Annotated in this window: 18 protein-coding genes; 9 read left to right on the top strand and 9 right to left on the bottom strand. The window is 70.7% G+C overall.

Annotated elements, in window-relative coordinates; translation table 11 throughout:
- Position 1: 1 nt before the first annotated feature.
- Complete coding sequence (locus tag A9A59_RS12115; RefSeq protein WP_165772707.1) at positions 2–1,267, bottom strand: MFS transporter; 1,266 nt, start codon at positions 1,265–1,267, stop codon at positions 2–4.
- 133 nt (positions 1,268–1,400) lie between these two features.
- Here A9A59_RS12115 and A9A59_RS12110 point away from each other — a divergent pair, with 133 nt between their 5' ends.
- Together A9A59_RS12110 and A9A59_RS12105 are read left to right on the top strand one after the other, a co-directional pair.
- A complete protein-coding gene (locus A9A59_RS12110) occupies positions 1,401–2,846 on the top strand; it encodes a TldD/PmbA family protein (RefSeq protein ID WP_098504510.1) in 1,446 nt (481 codons plus the stop codon).
- On the top strand, positions 2,843–4,219 hold the full coding sequence (locus tag A9A59_RS12105) for a TldD/PmbA family protein (protein ID WP_278286902.1): 1,377 nt from the start codon (positions 2,843–2,845) through the stop codon (positions 4,217–4,219). The genes A9A59_RS12110 and A9A59_RS12105 overlap by 4 nt, the downstream gene beginning before the upstream one ends.
- Before the next feature lie 7 nt (positions 4,220–4,226).
- On the opposite strand, the gene A9A59_RS12100 is transcribed toward A9A59_RS12105, so the two are convergent.
- The 5 genes from A9A59_RS12100 to A9A59_RS12080 all read right to left on the bottom strand — a co-directional run bounded on the left by A9A59_RS12100 (position 4,227) and on the right by A9A59_RS12080 (position 8,179).
- Positions 4,227–5,357, bottom strand: coding sequence for a CAP domain-containing protein (locus A9A59_RS12100; RefSeq protein ID WP_098504509.1), 1,131 nt, complete (start codon positions 5,355–5,357; stop codon positions 4,227–4,229).
- Between the two features lie 129 nt (positions 5,358–5,486).
- Entirely contained in the window at positions 5,487–5,870 is a 384-nt protein-coding gene (locus A9A59_RS12095; protein ID WP_098504508.1) for an iron-sulfur cluster assembly scaffold protein, read from the bottom strand.
- A gap of 22 nt (positions 5,871–5,892) precedes the next feature.
- Positions 5,893–6,816: a decaprenyl-phosphate phosphoribosyltransferase gene (locus A9A59_RS12090; protein ID WP_133117615.1), complete on the bottom strand. Its 924-nt coding sequence runs from the start codon at positions 6,814–6,816 to the stop codon at positions 5,893–5,895.
- Entirely contained in the window at positions 6,813–7,292 is a 480-nt protein-coding gene (locus tag A9A59_RS12085) for a YbaK/EbsC family protein (protein WP_098504506.1), read from the bottom strand. The genes A9A59_RS12090 and A9A59_RS12085 overlap by 4 nt, the downstream gene beginning before the upstream one ends.
- On the bottom strand, positions 7,289–8,179 hold the full coding sequence (locus tag A9A59_RS12080; RefSeq protein ID WP_098504505.1) for a bifunctional 5,10-methylenetetrahydrofolate dehydrogenase/5,10-methenyltetrahydrofolate cyclohydrolase: 891 nt from the start codon (positions 8,177–8,179) through the stop codon (positions 7,289–7,291). Before A9A59_RS12080 ends, A9A59_RS12085 begins: the two co-directional genes overlap by 4 nt.
- A 137-nt stretch (positions 8,180–8,316) precedes the next feature.
- Between A9A59_RS12080 and acpS the strand changes: the two genes are divergently transcribed.
- The 5 genes from acpS to A9A59_RS12055 are packed head-to-tail and all read left to right on the top strand — an operon-like array spanning position 8,317 to position 13,753.
- Positions 8,317–8,787, top strand: coding sequence for a holo-ACP synthase (gene acpS, locus A9A59_RS12075; RefSeq protein WP_278286901.1), 471 nt, complete (start codon positions 8,317–8,319; stop codon positions 8,785–8,787).
- Complete coding sequence (locus A9A59_RS12070) at positions 8,784–10,343, top strand: NAD(P)H-hydrate dehydratase (RefSeq protein WP_098504504.1); 1,560 nt, start codon at positions 8,784–8,786, stop codon at positions 10,341–10,343. The genes acpS and A9A59_RS12070 overlap by 4 nt, the downstream gene beginning before the upstream one ends.
- 19 nt (positions 10,344–10,362) lie before the next feature.
- Positions 10,363–11,631, top strand: a complete 1,269-nt coding sequence (gene fabF / locus A9A59_RS12065) for a beta-ketoacyl-ACP synthase II (protein ID WP_098504503.1) — start codon at positions 10,363–10,365, stop codon at positions 11,629–11,631.
- Positions 11,628–13,337 (top strand): single-stranded-DNA-specific exonuclease RecJ, encoded by a 1,710-nt coding sequence (recJ, locus tag A9A59_RS12060; RefSeq protein WP_098504502.1) that lies wholly within the window; start codon positions 11,628–11,630, stop codon positions 13,335–13,337. Before fabF ends, recJ begins: the two co-directional genes overlap by 4 nt.
- Positions 13,334–13,753: a hypothetical protein gene (locus tag A9A59_RS12055; RefSeq protein ID WP_098504501.1), complete on the top strand. Its 420-nt coding sequence runs from the start codon at positions 13,334–13,336 to the stop codon at positions 13,751–13,753. Before recJ ends, A9A59_RS12055 begins: the two co-directional genes overlap by 4 nt.
- A 21-nt stretch (positions 13,754–13,774) precedes the next feature.
- Here the strand turns inward: A9A59_RS12055 and xerD are convergent, their stop codons facing one another.
- On the bottom strand, positions 13,775–14,683 hold the full coding sequence (gene xerD, locus A9A59_RS12050) for a site-specific tyrosine recombinase XerD (protein ID WP_181950233.1): 909 nt from the start codon (positions 14,681–14,683) through the stop codon (positions 13,775–13,777).
- A gap of 280 nt (positions 14,684–14,963) precedes the next feature.
- Here xerD and A9A59_RS12045 point away from each other — a divergent pair, with 280 nt between their 5' ends.
- On the top strand, positions 14,964–16,148 hold the full coding sequence (locus A9A59_RS12045; RefSeq protein ID WP_098504500.1) for an acyl-CoA dehydrogenase family protein: 1,185 nt from the start codon (positions 14,964–14,966) through the stop codon (positions 16,146–16,148).
- Between the two features lie 84 nt (positions 16,149–16,232).
- Here A9A59_RS12045 and A9A59_RS12040 read toward each other — a convergent pair whose 3' ends face one another.
- A complete protein-coding gene (locus tag A9A59_RS12040; RefSeq protein WP_098504499.1) occupies positions 16,233–16,508 on the bottom strand; it encodes a hypothetical protein in 276 nt (91 codons plus the stop codon).
- Between the two features lie 96 nt (positions 16,509–16,604).
- Here A9A59_RS12040 and A9A59_RS12035 point away from each other — a divergent pair, with 96 nt between their 5' ends.
- Positions 16,605–18,116 (top strand): Ppx/GppA phosphatase family protein, encoded by a 1,512-nt coding sequence (locus A9A59_RS12035; protein WP_165772706.1) that lies wholly within the window; start codon positions 16,605–16,607, stop codon positions 18,114–18,116.
- On the opposite strand, the gene A9A59_RS12030 is transcribed toward A9A59_RS12035, so the two are convergent.
- Entirely contained in the window at positions 18,113–18,613 is a 501-nt protein-coding gene (locus A9A59_RS12030; protein WP_098504497.1) for a SixA phosphatase family protein, read from the bottom strand. The two genes, A9A59_RS12035 and A9A59_RS12030, sit on opposite strands and share 4 nt — an antisense overlap.
- Between the last annotated feature and the right edge of the window lie 2 nt (positions 18,614–18,615).

Here is an 18,615-nt window from a genome sequence, read left to right as displayed (position 1 = left end):
CCTATACCCTCCGGAGCTCCCGGCTCCCCAGGGTCAGCGCAAGCGTGAGCGCGGCAGCCGCCATCATCCACCAGAACACCGTGTGGGGCGCACCCCAGCGGTCGATCATCGCGCCCATCAGCAGCCCGGCGAACGGTGTCATCCCCCAGGTCATCGTCTGCAGCGCCACCACCCGCGACCGGAACTCCGGCGCCGCCTTCATCTGCATGAGCGAGGCGTTGAACGCTGCGTAGATGCTGTGGAATACCCCCGCCACCACGAGCGCCCCTACCGCCAGCCACAGCTCCCGCATGAACGTGAACGAGGCCACCGAGAGGCAGTACAGCAGGCACGACCACATCATCGGGGGACCGAGCCGCTGCCGGTTCGAGGTTGCCGCCACAATCGCGCCCCCTGCCAGCGACCCCAGCCCGACCGCTCCCGCAAGGAACCCGTACGCCTCAGCTCCCTCGTGCAGCACGTCCTTCGCGAACAGCGGCAGGAAGCTGACATACGGGTAGACCAGCACGCTCGGGAGCACCGCCATGCCCACAATCAGCGCCATCCGCCGGTCGCGCACCACGTACGCAATCCCCCGCGCCACGCTCACAAAGGCGTTCTCCTTCGCCTCCGCCAGCTCCGGCTCGAACCGCCGCAGCCGCGCCGTCAGCACCAGCGATACCACGAGGCAACCCGCCTGCACCTCGAACGTCCCCTCCGTGCCGATCAGACCGATGAGCGCCCCGCCGATCGCCGGCCCGATCACCCGCATCGCGTTCCCGCCGAGCGCATTGAGCGCCACCGCATTCGTCATCTCGTCGGGTCCGACCGAATCGAACACCAGCAGGCTCCGGATCGGGCCCGCGAGCGCCTCCACAATCCCCGCCAGCGCCGCCAGCACGTAGACCATCCACAGCTCGATCCGTCCCGTCGAAACCAGCGCTGCCAGCAGCACCGCGATGACCGCGCTCACCGCCGTATAGAGCATCAGCAGCCGCCGCCGCTCCTGCCGCCCCGCGATGACGCCCCCGAACGGCGAAACCAGCACCAGGAACGCCCCCCGCAGCAGCGCCACAACCGCCAGGTTCGTCGCCGACCCGCCCAGGTCGTGCACCACCAGCCAGCCCTGGCCGATCGTCTGCACCCACGACCCGACCTGGAGCGCCATCGTCGAAGCCAGCAGCACCCGGAAGTCCCGGTGCCGCAGCGATGCCAGCGGCCGCCCGGGCGCGGTCAGCCCGCCCGCACGGGGCCTCCGTTCGGCTGCAGGGAGCGCAGGGGACGCCAAGCGAGAGCTCCGGGCGCAGGGGCACCCTGTCGTTCGATCCTGCACAATCATCGCCCAACGCTCCACCCGGGCCTTCCCCGACCCGGCCCCCTCACCCTGCTACGATCGAACCATCACACCGGGAGTTCCCCAGATGCCCGACCCCGCCGCAGCTGCGCTCCAGTTCTTCCGCGAGCGCTTCGCAATCGACCCCGCAGTCACCTCCTCGCTCCTCTCCGTCGCGCTCTCCCGTGGCGGCGACTTCGCCGAGCTGTACTTCGAACACCGCACCAACAGCGCCATCACCTGGGAAGACCAGCAGGTCAAGAGCGCTACTCGCACCGTCTCGCAGGGCGTCGGCATCCGCGTCGTCCGCGGCGACGCCATCGGCTACGCCTATACCGAATCCTTCGAATTCGAAGCCATGCGCCGTGCCGCAGAGACCGCGGCCCGCATTTGCGCCGGCGAGCGCACCCCGCCGCCCATCGACGCCACCCCCTTCCTGGTCGGCACCAGCTACTACGAGTTCGACCATCCCCTCGTCGCCGAACCGGCCGCCGCCAAGGTCGCCCTCCTCGAGCGTGCCGACCGCGCAGCCCGCAGCTACGACCCCAGCATCGTCCGCCTCGACGCGTCCATCGGCGACGAGCTGAAGTACATCCTTATCGCCCGCAGCGACGGCAAAATCGTCGGCGACGTCCAGCCGCTCATCCGCTTCAACGTCTCCGCCCTTTCCCAGCGCGGAGAAAGCCGCCAGGTCGCCCGCCAGGGCGGCGGCGGCCGCATGGGCATCGAATACTTCGAGCAGGTCACCACCCCCGAAGCCCTCGCCCGCGAGGCGGCCCGGCAGGCCGTCCTCCAGCAGGACGCCGCCGAGGCCCCCGCCGGCACGCTTCCCGTCGTCCTCGCCGCCGGTGATAGCGGCGTCCTCCTCCACGAAGCCGTCGGCCACGGCCTCGAAGCCGATTTCAACCGCAAAGGCACCAGCAACTACACCGGCCGCATCGGCCAGCCCGTCGCCAGCCCGCTCGTCACCGTCGTCGATGACGGCACCATCGCCGCCTCGCGCGGCTCCATCAACGTCGACGACGAAGGCAACCCCACCACTCGCAACGTCCTCATCGAGAACGGCATCCTCCGCGGCTACCTCCACGACGAAATCTCCGCCCGCCACTTCCGCGTCGCGCCATCCGGCTCCGGCCGCCGGCAGAGCTTCAAGGATTACATCATGCCCCGCATGACCAACACCTTCATGCTCCCCGGCGAGGATACCCCCGAAGACATCATCCGCAGCGTCGACCGCGGCATCTACGCCGTCTCCTACTCCGGCGGACAGGTCAATATCTCCAACGGCGACTTCGTCTTCTCCGTCACCGAGGCCTACCTGATTGAAAACGGCCGCATCACTACCCCGCTCAAAAACGTCATGCTGATCGGCAACGGCCCCGATGTCCTCTCCAAAGTCACCCGCGTCGCCAACGACTATCGCCTCTCCGACGGCCGCTGGACCTGCGGCAAGGATGGCCAGTCGGTCCCCGTCGGCGTCGGCATGCCGACGGTCCTCGTCTCCGGCATCACCGTCGGGGGCACCAGGCTGTGACCGCCCGCGCCGCTGAAGGCATCTCCGCGCTCGACCTTGCGCGCCGCGCCGTCCAGCTCGCCCGCCGGGCCGGCGCCGAGCAGTGCGACGCCATCGTCGTCGCCGGCAGCGAAAGCACCGTCGCCGTCCGCCTCGGCGAGGTCGAGAAGCTCATCGAGGCCGGCTCACTCGGGCTCGGCCTGCGCGTCATCATCGGCGGCCGCACCGCCGTCTGCTCCACCTCCGACCTCTCCCCCGCGGCCCTCGAGCAGTTCGCTGCCGAAACCGTCGAACTCGCCGCCATCAGCGCCCCCGACGAGTTCGCCGGCCTGCCCGACCCCTCCCTCTTCGGCCGCCCGGCCGATGCCGCCGCCCTCGGCCTCTACGATGAGCGCATCGAAGCCCTCTCCGCCGACGAGAAAATCCGCCTCGCCCTGGCCGCCGAGTCCGCCGCACTCGCCGCCGACCCCCGCATCACCAACACCGACGGCGCCACCCTCTCCACCCACGTCGGTGAGGTCGCGCTCGTCAACTCCCTCGGCTTCGAAGGGAGCTACCCGGCCACCTCCATCTCTCTCGCGGTCGAGGCCATCGCCGACGACGCCGAAGGCAAGAAGCGCAACGGTTACTGGTTCTCCGCCGAGCGCTCCCTCTCCCGCCTCGGTGACCCCGAGGAGGTCGGGCGGACCGCCGCCCGCCGCGCCGTCGACCAGCTCGGGGCCAGGAAACCGGCGACCACCCGCGTTCCCGTCGTCTTCGAGCCGATGATGGCCGTCTCGCTCCTCCGCCACCTCGCCGGCTGCGCCACCGGCGATGCCCTCTACCGCGGCGCCACCTTCCTCGCCGGGCGCGAAGGCCAGCCGCTCGCCTCCACCCTTGTCACCATCGTCGATGACCCGCTCCTCCCGGGCCGCTTCGGAACCCGCCCGTTCGACGGCGAAGGCGTCGCCAGCCGCCGCAACGTCCTCGTCGAGTCCGGGACCTTCCGCGGATTTCTCTTCGACTGCTACACCGCCCGCCGCCTCGGGCGGGCCACCACCGGCAGCGCGTCCCGCAGTCTCGAATCCGCGCCGTCGCCCTCGGCCTCAAACCTCGTGCTCCAGCCCGGCACGCTCACCCCTGCCGAAATCCTCGCCGGCATCCCGGAGGGGCTCTACGTCACTGCCCTGATGGGCGCCGGGTTCAACCCCGCCACTGGCGACTACTCCCGCGGGGCCGCCGGATTCTGGATCGAAAACGGTCAGCTCGCCTACCCCGTCACCGAGGTCAACATCTCCGGCAATCTGGCGTCCATGCTGGCCGATATCGACGCCGTGGGCAGCGACCTCGCCTGGTTCGGCTCAGCCGCTGCCCCCACGCTCCGCATCCGCGAAATGACCGTCGCCGGCCGCTGACTGTCGCCTACCGCACGGCTACCTGCGCCTGGCCCTTCGCAATGACCCAGTACGCGGCGCCCGGGCGAAGCTGCCCCAGCGTGTTCAGGTAGGCCGGCATCCCCGGCAGATACCGCTTCCACGTGCCCGTTGCCGGGTCCCATTCGTACACCACCGCGACCTGGCTGTTCGACCCGAACACCTCCGCCGGCGAAACCGGGCTCCCCGGCCACGCGATCAGGTTTGCCCCCGGCGAAAGCGGCAGCGAGGGCGCGCCCCCGTTCCCCTGCCGCGGGGTCGGCGTCGGCGTTGCCGTCGCCTCGCGGGTCGGCGTGACTGTCGGTGTCGGGCTCGCCTGCCGCGGCGTCGGCGTGGCCGTCGGCGGCAGCGGCGGCATCGTCGGAGTCGCCGTCGGCTGCCACTGCCCGCCTCCGCCCGTCCCGCCCGGGGGCGTCGGCGTGGCCGTTGGCGGCAGCGGCGTCGGCGTGCTCGTCGGCGACGGAGATGGCGACGGCGTCGCCGGGGTGTTCGTAGGCGTGGGCGTACTCGTGCTCGTCGGGGTCGCCGTCGGCGTGTTCGTGGGCGTGGCGGTCGGCTGGCCCGCCCCGCCGCCGCCCGTGCCGTCGTTTGTCGCCCCGAAATTCGTTGCCCAGTACCACCCGTACGGCGAGCCCGCCCGGTAGTACCGCGCAATCCCGATCTGCTGGTAGAACGACGTCAGCATGTTCTGGTTGTGCCCCGGCGAATTCCGCCACGCCTCGAATGCCGCCTGCGCCGTCGACCAGCTCGACCCCGCCGCAAGGTTCTCCCCCGCCCCCGACGGATACCCGCAGTCGATCGCCCGCTGGTACGGCGACCGCCCGAGACTGTCCGTGTGCGAGAAGTACCCCTTCGTCGCCATGTCCTCGACCATCCACGCCGCAGCCCGGTTCAGGTTGGTCGAAATCGTCAGCGGCCCCAGCCCGTTTTGCGCACGGTACTGGTTGATCAGCGCGAGGAACGCCTGCTCCTCGCTGTCCAGCGCATCGTGCGTCACCGAACAGTTGGTCAGCGCGTCCGCCCGTTGCCCGGCGCTCACCGTCATCGAAAGCCCCGCCAGCAGCGCGCCGAGCAGCGCCGCCGCCAGCGGAAGTGTGGAACGTCGAACCCCAGCAGCCATGTCGTCCCCCGGGCCCGCACTTGCGAGATGGGCCCACTGGGGAATTCGGCCGTCACAGGGGGCCGGCCGGTGAACGTGACGTTGAACCGCCGGGAACGATCGGGGTGCCGCTGAGGCGGCTGCGTCTCCTCAGCTGCCCGCGGCCTGCCGCCGCTCGAAATCCGCGACCGCCGCCTTCAGCGCATCGGCCGCCAGCACGCTGCAGTGCACCTTGTCGCGCGGGAGCCCGCCCATCGCCTCCGCAATCGCCTCCCGCGTCAGTTCCCGCACCTGCGCCAGAGTCCAGCCGCGCACCAGCTCGCTCGCGAACGAACTCGTCGCAATCGCCGCCGGGCAGCCGCGCGTCTGCCAGCGCACCTCCGTCACCCGTCCGTCCGCAACGCGGATCATCACCGTCATCCGGTCGCCGCACACCGGGTTCGACCGCTCCCCGATGCCGTCGGGGTCGTCGAGGACCCCCGCGTTGCGCGGGTGCTCGAAGTGCTCGCGCACCAGCGGCGAATAGCCTGCCATCGCGCCTCCCTCGGCGCCGATCCTACCCGTGCGCCAGCAGCACCGCGAACGCCGTGGCCGTAAAGCCCGCTACCGCCAGCAGCAGCTGCGGGTCCGTGAACAGCACCCGGTCCGGCGCATCCGCCTGCCGCGGCCCGCTCATCAGCAGCAGGAACCGGAACAGGGCGAACACCACGAACGGGATCGTCAGCGCCATCGAACCATCCTCCGGCACCCGCGCCGATTCAATCGTGTAGAGCGAGTAGCTGAGCAGCGCCCCGGCAGCGCTCACCCCCAGCATCAGCTCCAGCACCTCCGCGTTGTAGGCCGCCAGCGATGGCCGGTGCCGCGCCGCTTCGGCCCCCAGCTGCCGGAACTCCGCCCACCGCTTCGTCGTCGCAAAGAAGAACGCCGCGAAGCTCGAACACACGTACAGCCACGGGCTGATGTCCACCTCGATCGCCGCCGCGCCGCTCACCGCCCGCCCCACGACCCCCGCACTGAGCAGCAGGATGTCGAGGATCGCCACCCGCTTCAGCCCCAGCGAGTAGAACGTCATCGCCGCCAGGTATCCGGCCAGCACCAGCCCCGCCATGGCGTCGACGACGGTGGCCCCCGCAACGCCCGCCGCGCCCAGCACAACCGCCGCACCGACCGCAAGGCGCGGGGAAAGCGCCCCCTGCGCAATCGGGCGGTACCGTTTCCGCGGGTGCAGCCGGTCCGCTTCCCGGTCGCGCACGTCGTTCACCAGGTACGTCGCCGAAGCCGCCAGGCACCACAGCCCAAACACCACCATCGACCGCCACAGCAGCGGCCACCACGTCCCCGGGTCGCCCGGCGTCCAGGCCTCCCCCGCGCTGAACACGAACGCCGCAAACACCACCGCATTCTTCGGCCACTGGTACGGCCGCATCGCCGCGACCAGTGCGCGCAGCGTCCCGCCGCGCGGCCCCGGCTCCGCGCTCACGCCCGCTCCTTCGCAATCGCCGCCCACTGCCCGCCGATCGCTGCCGCCAACGCCGCGAGGGGCGCCGCGAACACCGCGTTCGGTGCACCGGCAGCCGCCCAAACTGTCTCGAACCGCCGCAGCGAGTCGTCGATGACCACATCCGCCGGCCGAGGCCAGCCGACCGGCGCAACCCCGCCCACCTCGTAGCCCGTATACTCCCGCACCTCCTCCGCGGTGCCCATCTTCAGCCGCTTCCGGCTCACGCCCAGGATCTCCGCCAGCGCCGCCGTGTCGACCTGCCGGTCGCCCGCCATGAGCACCATCGTCGGCCGCCCATCGGCCAGGAAGAACAGCGTCTTAACGATCTGCCCCGGGGCACAGCCCACTGCCGCGGCAGCCTCCCCGGCCGTTGCCGTGCTTTGCTCGAAGGTGCGCACCTCCGCGGGGAGGCCCAGGGCTGCCAGCGCTTGCGCCACCCGTTCCGGCGGCGTCATCCCCGGCCCTCCAGCGCCCGCCGGGCCGCCTTGACCGTGTTGACCAGCAGCATCGCCACCGTCATCGGCCCGACGCCGCCGGTGTAGGGCGTCACCCACGAGGCCACCTCGCGCACGTCCAGCGTCGCATCCCCGACCAGCCGGTACCCGCTCGGGCGGTCCGGCGCATCCACCCGGTTCACTCCCACGTCGATCACCACCGCGCCCGGCTTCACCATCTCCTTCGTCAGCGTGCCGGCCCGCCCCGCCGCCACCACCACGATGTCGGCCCGTCGCGTGTGCTCGGCGAGGTCCGGCGTCGCCGTGTGGCAGATCGTCACCGTCGCGTTGCCGCCCCGCGCCTTGTTCGATAGCAGCACCGCCAGCGGCCGGCCCACCAGCGTGCTCCGCCCCACCACCACGACGTGCTTCCCGGCCGGGTCGTTCCCCGTCCGGAGCAAGAGCTCCACCACCCCGTGCGGCGTGCACGGGATCGCCCCGTCCAGCTCCCCCCGCAGCAGCTTCCCGAGGTTGACCGGGTGGAGCCCGTCAGCGTCCTTCGCCGGGTCGAGCGCGTCGATAACCGCGAGTTCGTTCACCTGCGGCGGCAGCGGCAGCTGCGGCAGGATTGCGTGGAACCGCGGGTCGGCGTTCAGCTGCCGGACCAGCGCAATCACCTCGTCCTGCGTTGCTGTCGCCGGCAGCCGGAAGGTCTCCGAGAAGATGCCCGCCTCGGCGCACGCCTTCGTCTTCATGGAGACATAACTAATCGAAGCCGCGTTATCCCCGACAATGATCGCCGCCAGCCCCGGCGTCACCCCCGCCTCCCGCAGCGCCGCGGCCTCCCGCGCGACCTCCGCCCGGATCTCGGCCGCAATCGCAGCCCCGTCAATCAGCTTTGCTGGCATGCGCGTAGCGTATCGGGGAACCCCGCTCCGGGCCAAAATCCCCGGCCTGCATCCGCTGGCCGGCGCGCAATCGGCGCTGCTCGCGTACGATCCGCACCAGCCTGCCAGCCAGCATCATCCTGCCCCCGGGGTCGCCCATGCCCGACGACATGCCCGCGCACCGCCCGCGCAAGTTCGCCCACGGCATCGACGTCATCGAAACGCACCGCATCGCCGACGTCATCGCACGCCACGGCGACCGCTTCCTCAACCGCGTTTACACCCCCGATGAGCTCGCCCACTGCCGCGGCCGCATCCCCGAGCTCGCCGTCCGCTTCGCCGCCAAGGAAGCCGTCATGAAGGCGCTCGGCACCGGCATCCGCGGCGTCGGCTGGAAGGACATCGAAATCCTCCCCAACCGGCGCGGCAAGCCACTCGTCTTCCTCTACGGCCGCGGCGCAAAGCGCGCCGAGGAGATTGGCCTCCGCGGGCTCGAAGTCTCCATGACCCACCTCGCCGACCTCGCGATGGCCTCCGTTGTCGGCGAGCGCGACCTCTCCGAGGCCGAAGACACCCCCCGCCGCGGCGAGACCGCCCTGCGCCTCATCCGCGAGAAAGGCCTCCGATGAAACTCGTCACCGCCGCCGAAATGCGCCAGCTCGAGGCCGCCGCCATCGCCGCCGGCTCCTCCGAAGTCCAGCTCATGGAGGAAGCCGGCCTCGCCGTCGCCCAGGAATCCTGGATGCTCCTCGGCACCCTCGAAGGCCGCCGCATCCTCGTCCTCGCTGGCCCCGGAAACAACGGCGGCGACGGCCTCGTCGCTGCCCGCCACCTCTACGACTGGGGCGCCGACGTCGCCGTCTACTTCCCCAAAGGCCACCGCGAGACCGCCCGCCTTGACGAGCTCCGCGCGCGCGAAATCCCCCTCCTCATGGGCGAGGACGACCCCGAGGGCCAGCAGCTCGCCGCCCAGCTCGCCGCCGCCGACCTCGTCATCGACGCCTTGCTCGGCATCGGCCAGCGTCTCCCCCTCGACCCCGCCGACCCCATCGCCCGGGCGCTCGCGGCCCTCGCCTCAACGCGCTCCTCCTACCAGCCGCCCAAAATCGTCGCCGTCGATGTCCCCACCGGCCTCGATTGCGATACCGGCGCCGTCGACCCGCTGCTCGTCCGCCCTGACATCACCGTCACCTTCGGCCTGCCGAAGGTTGGCATGTACCAGCTCCCCGGGAGCGACGCCGTCGGCCGCGTCCAGGTCATCGATATCGGCATCCCAAAAGACGCCGTCGATGCCGTCCCCCTCGAACTCATCACCTCCCGCTGGGTCCGCCAGCACCTGCCGGCCCGGCCAGCCGATGCCAACAAGGGCACCTTCGGCCGCGTCCTCGTCGTTGGCGGCTCCCGCCGCTACCGGGGCGCCGTGGCCCTCGCTGCGGCCGGCGCCTACCGGGCCGGCGCCGGCCTCGTGACCATCGCCACGCTCGAAGAGCTCGCGCACGACCTCGCCGGGGCAATCCCCGAGGCCACCTGGCTCCCCCAGCCCCCGGGGCCCGACGGCTCCCTCCCCGGCGAAACCGCCATCACGCTCCGGTCGGAGTGGGCCGCCGCCCGGGCAGCCGTCATCGGGCCGGGCCTTTCGCTCACCGACGATACCCGCGCCTTCACCTGGGCCGCCCTTCCCGACACCGCTGATTGCGCCGGCGGCGTCGTCGTCGACGCGGACGCGCTCAACGCCCTGGCCGCCATGGACGACGCCTCTGCCCGCCTCCACCCCCGCGCCATCCTGACCCCGCACCCGGGCGAAATGGCCCGCCTCCTCCGGACCACCGTCCCCGAGGTCCAGCGCGACCGCCTCGGCGCAGCCCGCGCCGCCGCCGACCGCTTCGGCTGCATCGTGGTCCTCAAGGGCGCCCATACCGTGGTCGCCGCTCCGGGCGGGCGCGCCGCCCTCTGCCCGTTCGCCAACCCCCTGCTCGCCACCGCCGGCAGCGGCGACGTCCTCGCCGGCATCATCGCCGGCTACCTCGCCCAGGGCGCCGACCCCTTCACCGCCGCCCGCCTCGGCGTCTACCTCCATGCCGCCGTCGCCGAAGCCCTCGAACCCGAGTACGGGCGCGCGGGCCTCATCGCCGGCGAAATCGCAGCACGCCTCCCCCGTATCGTCCGGGACCTAACCCAATCCTGATGTACACTCAGACCAACACGTGACGAACCACGCATCGAACCCCGCCCGTCGCGTCGTCGTTACCGGCCTCGGCATCGTCAGTCCGCTTGGACAGAACGCATGCGATACCTGGAACGCCCTTGTCGAGGCCCGCTCCGGAACCCGCCGCATCACCCTCTTCGACCCCGCCGGCTTCGACTCCCAGGTCGCCGGCGAAGTCCCCGATTTCGACCCCACCGCCTACATGGACCGCAAAGAGGCCCGTCGCGCGGACCGCGCGACGCAGTTCGCCTTCGTTGCCGCCGACGAAGCGCTCGCCCAGTCCGGCTTCCGCCCGGCGCCCGACGACGGCTCCGAAGTTGCCGTCATCGTCGGCACCGCCATCGGCGGCATCACTACCCTCTCCGCTGAGTTCGAAACGCTCCGCACCCGGGGCCCCGGCCGCGTCTCGCCCTTCCTCATGCCGATGATGCTCGCCGATATGTCCAGCGGGCAGCTCAGCATCCGCATCGGCGCCCGCGGTGTGAACTACTGCCTCGTCAGCGCCTGCGCCAGCGGCGCCGACAGCATCGGCGAAGCCGCCAACATCATCCGCCGCGGCGACGCCGAGGTCGCCCTCGCCGGCGGCACCGAAGCACCCATCACCCCCATCGTCGTCGCCGGCTTCGCCTCATCGAAAGCGCTCACGACCGCTAACGACGACCCTGCCCGCGCATCACGCCCCTTCGATGCCCGCCGCGACGGCTTCGTCCTCGCCGAAGGCGCTGCCATCCTCGTCCTCGAAAGTGAAGAGCACGCCCGCGCCCGGGGAGCGACCATCCTCGCCGAACTCGCCGGCTACGGCGCCACCTCCGATGCCTACCACATCACCCAGCCCGATGAGCGCGGCGAAGGCGCCGCCCGCGCCATGCAGCTCGCGCTCCGCCAGGCCGGCCTCCAGCCCGACGAGATTGATTACCTCAACGCCCACGGCACCTCCACACCGATCAACGACCGCCTCGAAACCCTCGCCATCAAACGCGTCTTCGGCGAGTACGCCTACGACCTCCCCATCAGCTCCTCCAAATCCATGACCGGCCACCTCCTCGGCGCTGCCGGCGCCGTCGAAGCAGCCATCTGCGTCCTCGCCCTCCAGAAACAGATCATCCCGCCGACCGCCAACTACGAGGTCCCCGACCCGGACTGCGACCTCGACTACGTCCCCAACGTCGCCCGCCCGGCCCGCCTCGAAGCGGTCATGACCAACTCGCTCGGCTTCGGCGGCCACAACTCCAGCCTCATCTTCCGCACCTACCGGGCCGCGCCATGACCCAGCTCGTCGGCGCCCTGCCTCCCCGCTGGCGGCTCCGCGACCCCTACGCCCACCAGAACGGCATTCCCCGGTACCCGCCAGTCCTCGCCACCGTGCTCGCCGCCCGCGGCATCACCACCCGCCAGCAGGCCGAGGCCTTCTACCGGCCCCACCTCCTCCCCGACCACGACCCCCTCCTCCTGCCCGGCATGGCCGACGCCATCCTCCGCGTCGACCGCGCCCTCCGCGATGGCGAACTCATCGCCCTCTACGGCGACTTCGACGTCGATGGTGTCACCTCCATCGCTATCCTCCACGAGGGACTCGCCCCGCTCGGCGCACGCACCCTGCCCTACATCCCCGACCGCTTCACCGAAGGCTACGGCCTCAACTTCGGCGCCATCCGTTCCCTCGCTGCAGCCGGCGCCACCCTCCTCGTCACCGCCGATTGCGGCATCTCCTCGGTCGCCGAGGTCGCTTACGCCAACGAACTCGGCCTCGACGTCATCATCCTCGACCACCACACCGTCCCCGACGTCCTCCCCGACGCTCTCGCCGCCGTCAACCCGAAGCGGATCGATTCGCCCTACCCCTTCGACGAACTCGCCGCCTGCGGCGTCGCCTACCGCTTCCTCGAAGTCCTGTACGACCATCTCGGCGTCGCCTTCAACGACACCGACTTCATCGACCTCGCCGCCCTTGGCACCGTCGTCGATGTCGCCCCGCTCATCGATGAAAACCGCCGCATCGTCGCCCGCGGCCTCGAGGTCATGCGAACCGGCGGCCTCCGCCCCGGCCTCGCGGCCCTCGCCCGCGTCAGCGGCGTGGCCCCCGAACGCTTCACCTCCGAAACGCTCGGCTTCGCCCTCGGCCCCCGCATGAACGCCGCCGGCCGCCTCGCCCACGCCAACATCGCCCTCCGCCTCCTCCTCGAACGCGACTACCGCCGCGCCTTCGACCTCGCCAGTGAGCTGAACGCCCTCAACCGCGAGCGCCAGCGCCAGACCGAAGAGGCCACCCAGCTCGCCGAAGAGCTGCTCGGTCCCGCCGATGCCCCCCTGCTCTTCGTCGTCACCGACCGGATCGCTCCCGGCATCGTCGGGCTCGTCGCCTCCCGCCTCGCCGAGCGCCGCAACCGGCCTGCCGTCGTCCTCTCACGCGGCCCGGAAGAATCCCGCGCCAGCGCCCGCAGCATCCCCGGCTTCGATATCGTCGCCGCCATCCGCAAAGAAAAGGACCTGCTCGTACGCCACGGCGGCCACCGCTCCGCCGCCGGCTTCACCGTCCGCAACGAACACCTCGACGAACTCCGCGAACGCCTGACTGCCACCGCCGCGGCCCAGCTTGGCCGCGAGCCCGCCCGCCGGGTCATCGACATCGACGCCGAGGCGCCCCTCGCCGCTCTCGACGGCCTGGAAGTCAAGGGGCTCATGAAGTTCGAACCAACCGGCCACGGCAACCGCAAGCCGGTCCTCCTCAGCCGCGGAGTTCGCCTCCTTGATGCCAAACCGGTCGGGCAGACGGGCGACCACCTCCGCCTCGCCGTCCGCGACGGCCAGGTGACCTGGCGCGGCATCGCCTTCCGCCAGGCAGGCGCCGAACTCGACGACGAAGTCGATATCGTCTACTCGCTCCAGCACGACCTCTCCGGGACCGGCGTCGAACTCGAGGTCCTCGACCTCGCGCCCACGGCCGCCGCTCGGCCCCTCGAACGCGGCCGATGACCTCCGAAGAGCTCACCCTCGCCCCCGACGCCGCCCAGGCACTCCGCGAGTCCCAGGCCCTCTGCTACCGGATGAACTGCGCGATCGTCGCACCGGAACACCTGCTCGCCGCCTGCCTCCTTCGCCTCCACGCAGCCGGCGCCGTAGGCCTCCCGTCGCCCGGGGCAATTCAGCAGGCCCTCGTGGCCACCCAGGGAATCGGCGAGGACCCCCTCGACCGCGACGTCATCTTCGGCTCCGCCGCCCGCGACGCCATCTCCGCGGCCGCGGCCGCTGCACGCGCCGCCGGAGAACGGACCATCACGGCCCGCGGCCTCGCCATCGCCCTCGCTGAGTCCGGCGAGTGCAGCCCCATGTTCTTCGCCTCGCTCGGCATCAGCCGCCGCGAGCTCGCCGACGTGCTCCGGGCTGCCTGAGCCGGCCCCCGGCTCCGCCGCTCAGGCCGAGGCCCGCGGGTGGGCCTGGTCGTACGCCTTTCGCTTCTGCTGGTCGGTCAGGTGCGTGTAAATCTGCGTCGTCGAGATGCTCGCGTGGCCCAGCGCATCCTGCACGTACCGGAGCGGCATCCCCCCGGCGAGCATGTGCGTCGCATACGTGTGGCGGAGCGTGTGCGGCGTGATCGCCGTATCGAGCCCCGCCTCCTTCGCGTAGTTCTTCAGGATCAGCCAGAACCCCTGCCGCGTCAGCCGTTCGCCCCGCCGGTTCACGAAAAGCGCCGCCTCCCGCCGGTTCCGCACCAGCCGCGGCCGCACATGGAAGATGTACTGCCGGAGTTCATCCACCGCCGTCGGAGGCAGCGTCAGCACGCGCTCCTTGTCGCCCTTGCCGACGCAGCGCACCGTCACCGGGTCGCTCTCCAGGGCCACGTCGTTCACGTCGAGCGATACCAGCTCCGTCACCCGCAGGCCGGTCGCATACGCCAGTTCGAGCATCGCCTTGTCCCGGCGGGCCTCCGGCGTATTCCGCCGCGCCGGCTGCTCCAGCAGCTCGTCAACCTCCTCCACCGTCAACGCCCGCGGAAGCTGCTTGCCCACCTGCGGCGACTTCACCTGCTCGGTCGGGTCCGCTTCGATAATCCCCTCCCCCACCAGGAAGCTGAAAAACGACTTCAGCGAGGCGACCTTCCGCGCCACCGTCGTGTCCTTGTACTTCCGCTCCCGGAGATGCTCCACGAACGCGACGAGCTGGTCCTTCGTCATCGCCTCAGGCGCAACCCCCGGGAACGCCTGCTCCATGAACGAGGTGAACTGCAGCAGGTCGTTCCGGTACGCCGCCAGCGTGTTCTGCGAGGCGTTCTTCTCCACCGCGAGAAAGTTCAAAAACTGGTCGATGCGCTCGTTGGTCACGTCGCGTTACCTCGGTGCCGTTGCGGTCGTGGGTTCCAGGGGCGGCGCCATGATAGGCAGCCGCTTCCCATGGTGTCCACGCATTTCGAGCCCCGTTCCGTGAATTTCCGTGATCTGCCGTCCGGATTCCTGCATAACAAATACGAATTACCTTCCCCGGGGCCCGGGCGGTTCTCTCCACTGAGGCTAGCCCGCCGCGATGAACCGTGCACCCCCAGCCGACCGTTGCTCTACCGGCTGGTAAGCTGTGCCTCACGCCCTTCCCGGAGGAGATGCGCTGATGGTTTCGCTCGAACTCAACGACGAAGAAAAGCTCATCCAGCAGGTCGCCCGCGACTTCGCCCGCAAAGAGATCCGCCCCGTCGCCGCCTACTACGACGAACGCGAAGAGGTCCCCTACGACCTGATCAAAAAGGCCGCCGCCGTCGGCTTCGGCATCTCGAAGCAGGGCTCCCTCCTCGATGGCGCAGGCTCCTCCCTCATCCCCTCCATCATCGCCGAGGAGCTCTCCTGGGGGTGCGCCGGCATCGCCCTCGCCATCAACAGCTCCGGCCTCGCCGCCGCCGCCATCGCCGCCACCGGCACCCCCGAGCAGCGCCAGCAGTGGCTCGCCGCCATCGCCTCCGACGAGCACGAAGTCCGCCTCGGCGCCATGTGTCTCACCGAGCCCGATGCCGGCTCCGACGTCGCCAACATCCAGACCACGGCCACGCGCGACGGCGACTTCTACGTCCTCAACGGCGAAAAGCAGTTCATCACCAACGGCGGCATCGCCGATGTCCACGTCGTCTTCGCCACCGAGGACCGCTCAAAAGGCTGGGGCGGCATCAGCGCCTTCGTCGTCCCGAAAGGCACGCCCGGTCTCCAGCAGGGCACCGTCTGGAAGAAAATGGGCATCCGCGCCTCCCACACCGCCAATGTCATCTTCAACGACTGCCGCATCCCGGCCGAGTACAAGCTCGGCGCACCGGCGAAGCCGGGCGGCTCCGCCGGCCCTGGCGCCGTCGGCGCCCTCATGACCCTCGAGCGGACCCGGCCCGTTGTCGGCGCGTACGCCGTCGGTATCGCCCGCGCCGCCTACGAATACGCCCTCGACTACGCCAAAACCCGCGTCCAGTTCGGCCGCCCGATCATCAAGAACCAGGGCATCTCCTTCATGCTGGCCGACATGGCCATGGCCGTCGATTCCGCCCGCCTTATGGTTTGGCGCGCCGCCTGGATGGCCGGCGCCAACGTCCCCTACCTCCAGGCCGAGGGCTCCATGGCCAAGTGTTACGCCTCCGATGTCGCCATGAAGGTCACCGTCGATGCCGTCCAGGTCCTCGGCGGCCAGGGCTACATGCGCGACCACCCCGTCGAAAAGTGGGTCCGCGACGCCAAGATCTTCCAGATCTTCGAAGGCACCAATCAGATCCAGCGCCTGGTCATCGGCCGCGCCCTGGAGGCCCTGCCCCCGCGCGGCTGAAACAGGCCGCATCGCCGCGCACGCAAACGGCCCGCCGGCAACCGGCGGGCCGTCGGTCATCCCTGTCGGGGGCCCGTCGAGCCCTCAGCTCTGCGGAACCTCCTCGCAGCCGCCCGCCGGTCCGCCGTTCGGCTCGGCCCCGCGGAAGGTCAGCGCGCCGTCGCGCCCTCCGAACTCGGCCGCGTCCCACGCCGCGACGCCCGCGGGTGTCGGCAGACCGGGGCCGGGGCTCGCTGGCTCCTGCTCCAGCACCAGGGTCGTATCACGTGCCGGCGCTCCCGGCGTCATCAGCACAGCAGCGAGCGGAAGGAGGGCAAACGTTAACGGAAGCGTCACAAAAATGACAAAAGCCCGGCGCACAGGCGGCCTCCTTAACCAACTGCCATGCAGTCTACCACGCCCGTCCAGCCTCCGCCTTGCCCCCTCCCCCATCCCGGCGCAAGCTGGGATTGGATCATGCCGGTTCACCCGCACGACATCATCGCAGTCATCGACGTCGGCTCAAACTCCGTTCGCCTCCTCGTCGCCCGCGCCCTCAGCCACACCGCCTTCGAAGTCATCGACGAAGCCCGCTACAGCGCCCGCCTCGGCGCTGGACAGGCCGGCGGCAACCTCACCCCCGAAGGCATCGACCGCGGCCTCCGCGCCCTTGCCATCATGACCCAGCTCGCCGAGTCCTACGCGCCCGCACGCCTCCTCGCCGTTGGCACCGAAGCCCTCCGGCGCGCCCCGAACGCGGACGAATTCCTCGAACGGGTCCGCGAGCGCACCGGCGTCCGCATCCGGGTCCTCTCCGGCTTCGAAGAAGCCCACGCCGGCTACATCGGCGTCATCAACAGCACCACGCTCACGGACGGCTACCTCCTCGATCTCGGCGGCGGCTCCCTTGAGCTCATGACCATCGCCGGGCGCCAGCTCCGCGAAGTCCAGTCCGTGCCGCTCGGCGCCATCTACAGCCGCGAAACCTACTTCCACTCCGACCCGCCCGCTCCCCGCGAAATCCGTGCCCTGCGCAAGGCCGTCCGGCGCTCGTTCGTCCCGGTCGCCGGCGCCCCGCCCGTCCTCTTCGGCACCGGCGGCGCCATCCGCAACCTCGCCCGCATCGTCCGTATTCGCCGCCGGTACCCCCTCGGTCGATTGCATGGTCTCGAACTCGCCCGCAAAGAGGTACGCCGCCTCGCTCGCGAACTCAGCGCCGTGCCCACCGAGGCGCGCCGCCGTATCCCCGGCGTTGGCAGCAACCGCGCCGACCTCCTCCATGCCGCTGCCATCGTCATCGACGAAGTCATGGACATCCTCGGCGCCGACGCCCTCACCGTCTCCGGCCAGGGCCTTCGCGAAGGCCTCGCCTGGCAGGCGATCCGCGGCGAAGCCCCCATCCTTCCCGACGTGCGTTCCGCCAGCCTCGCCGGTCTCGCCCTCGCGAACGGCGTCGATGTCACCTCCGCCGAACCAACGGTCTCCGCAGCTGCCAGCCTCTTCGACGCAGCCCGGCCCCTGCACGGCCTCGGCGATGCCGATCGCCAGCTCCTGCTCGATGCCGCCCGCCTCGCCGGCATCGGCATGCACATCGACTACTACAACCGCGACCGCCACGCGGAATACCTCGTCCACAGCGGCGACCTCCACGGCTACTCCCACCGCGAAGTCGTCCTCCTCGCCGCCCTCGTCCGCTGGGCCGATTCCGGCACCCCCGACCTCTCGCCCTACCGCGCCATCATCCAGCCCGACGACACCCGCCGCGCCGCTGTCCTCGCCTCCCTCCTCGGCCTCGCCCGGGCCATCCGCCGGCGCTCACCCTCACCCATCCATGACGTGCACGCCGTGCTCGAAGGTACCGCCCTGCGCCTGCAGCTCCGCGCAGCCGCGCCGATCGACGCCGAGCTGTACGAACTGGAGAACCGGCGCCGCAGGTTCGAAGCCATCCTGCGCTGCCGCCTGCTCGTCGAGCACGTGCCGGGCAGCTAACCCTTCTGCTCCCCCGCAACCCGCCGCAGCACGCCCGGAGGAATCAGCCACTCGAGCCAGCACCCGCCCGGTCGCGGCTCTCCCGCCGAGCGGGCCAGCGCTGCCCCGCCCTTCTTGAATGTCACCCCCATGCCGGCGGGGTCCCCGGTCACCAGGTACGCTAGCAGCTCCCCCATCCACGGCTCATGCCCCACCAGCGCGACCGGCGATGCGTCCGTCTCCGTCGCCGCCTCGATCACCGCGTCGTAATCAGCGCTCGCCAGCGCCTCGCAGACGCGCACCCGCCCCAGTCCGTACGTCTCCCGCAGGATCTCCGCCGTCTGCATCGCCCGCAGCCACGGCGAACTCAGGATCGCCTGCGGAGTGATCAGCCGCGCCAGCCCCCGGGCGGCCTCCGTCATCCGCGCCCGGCCCTCCGGAGTCAGGGGCCGCTCTGCATCGCTCGCCACAGTGCCCCGCTCCACCGCAATCGCGTGCCGGACGAGCAGCAGCTCCATCG

Origin of the sequence: Tepidiforma thermophila (assembly GCF_002563855.1) — a bacterium.
GTDB lineage: Bacteria > Chloroflexota > Dehalococcoidia > Tepidiformales > Tepidiformaceae > Tepidiforma > Tepidiforma thermophila.
This window is presented reverse-complemented; position numbering and strand designations above follow the sequence as displayed.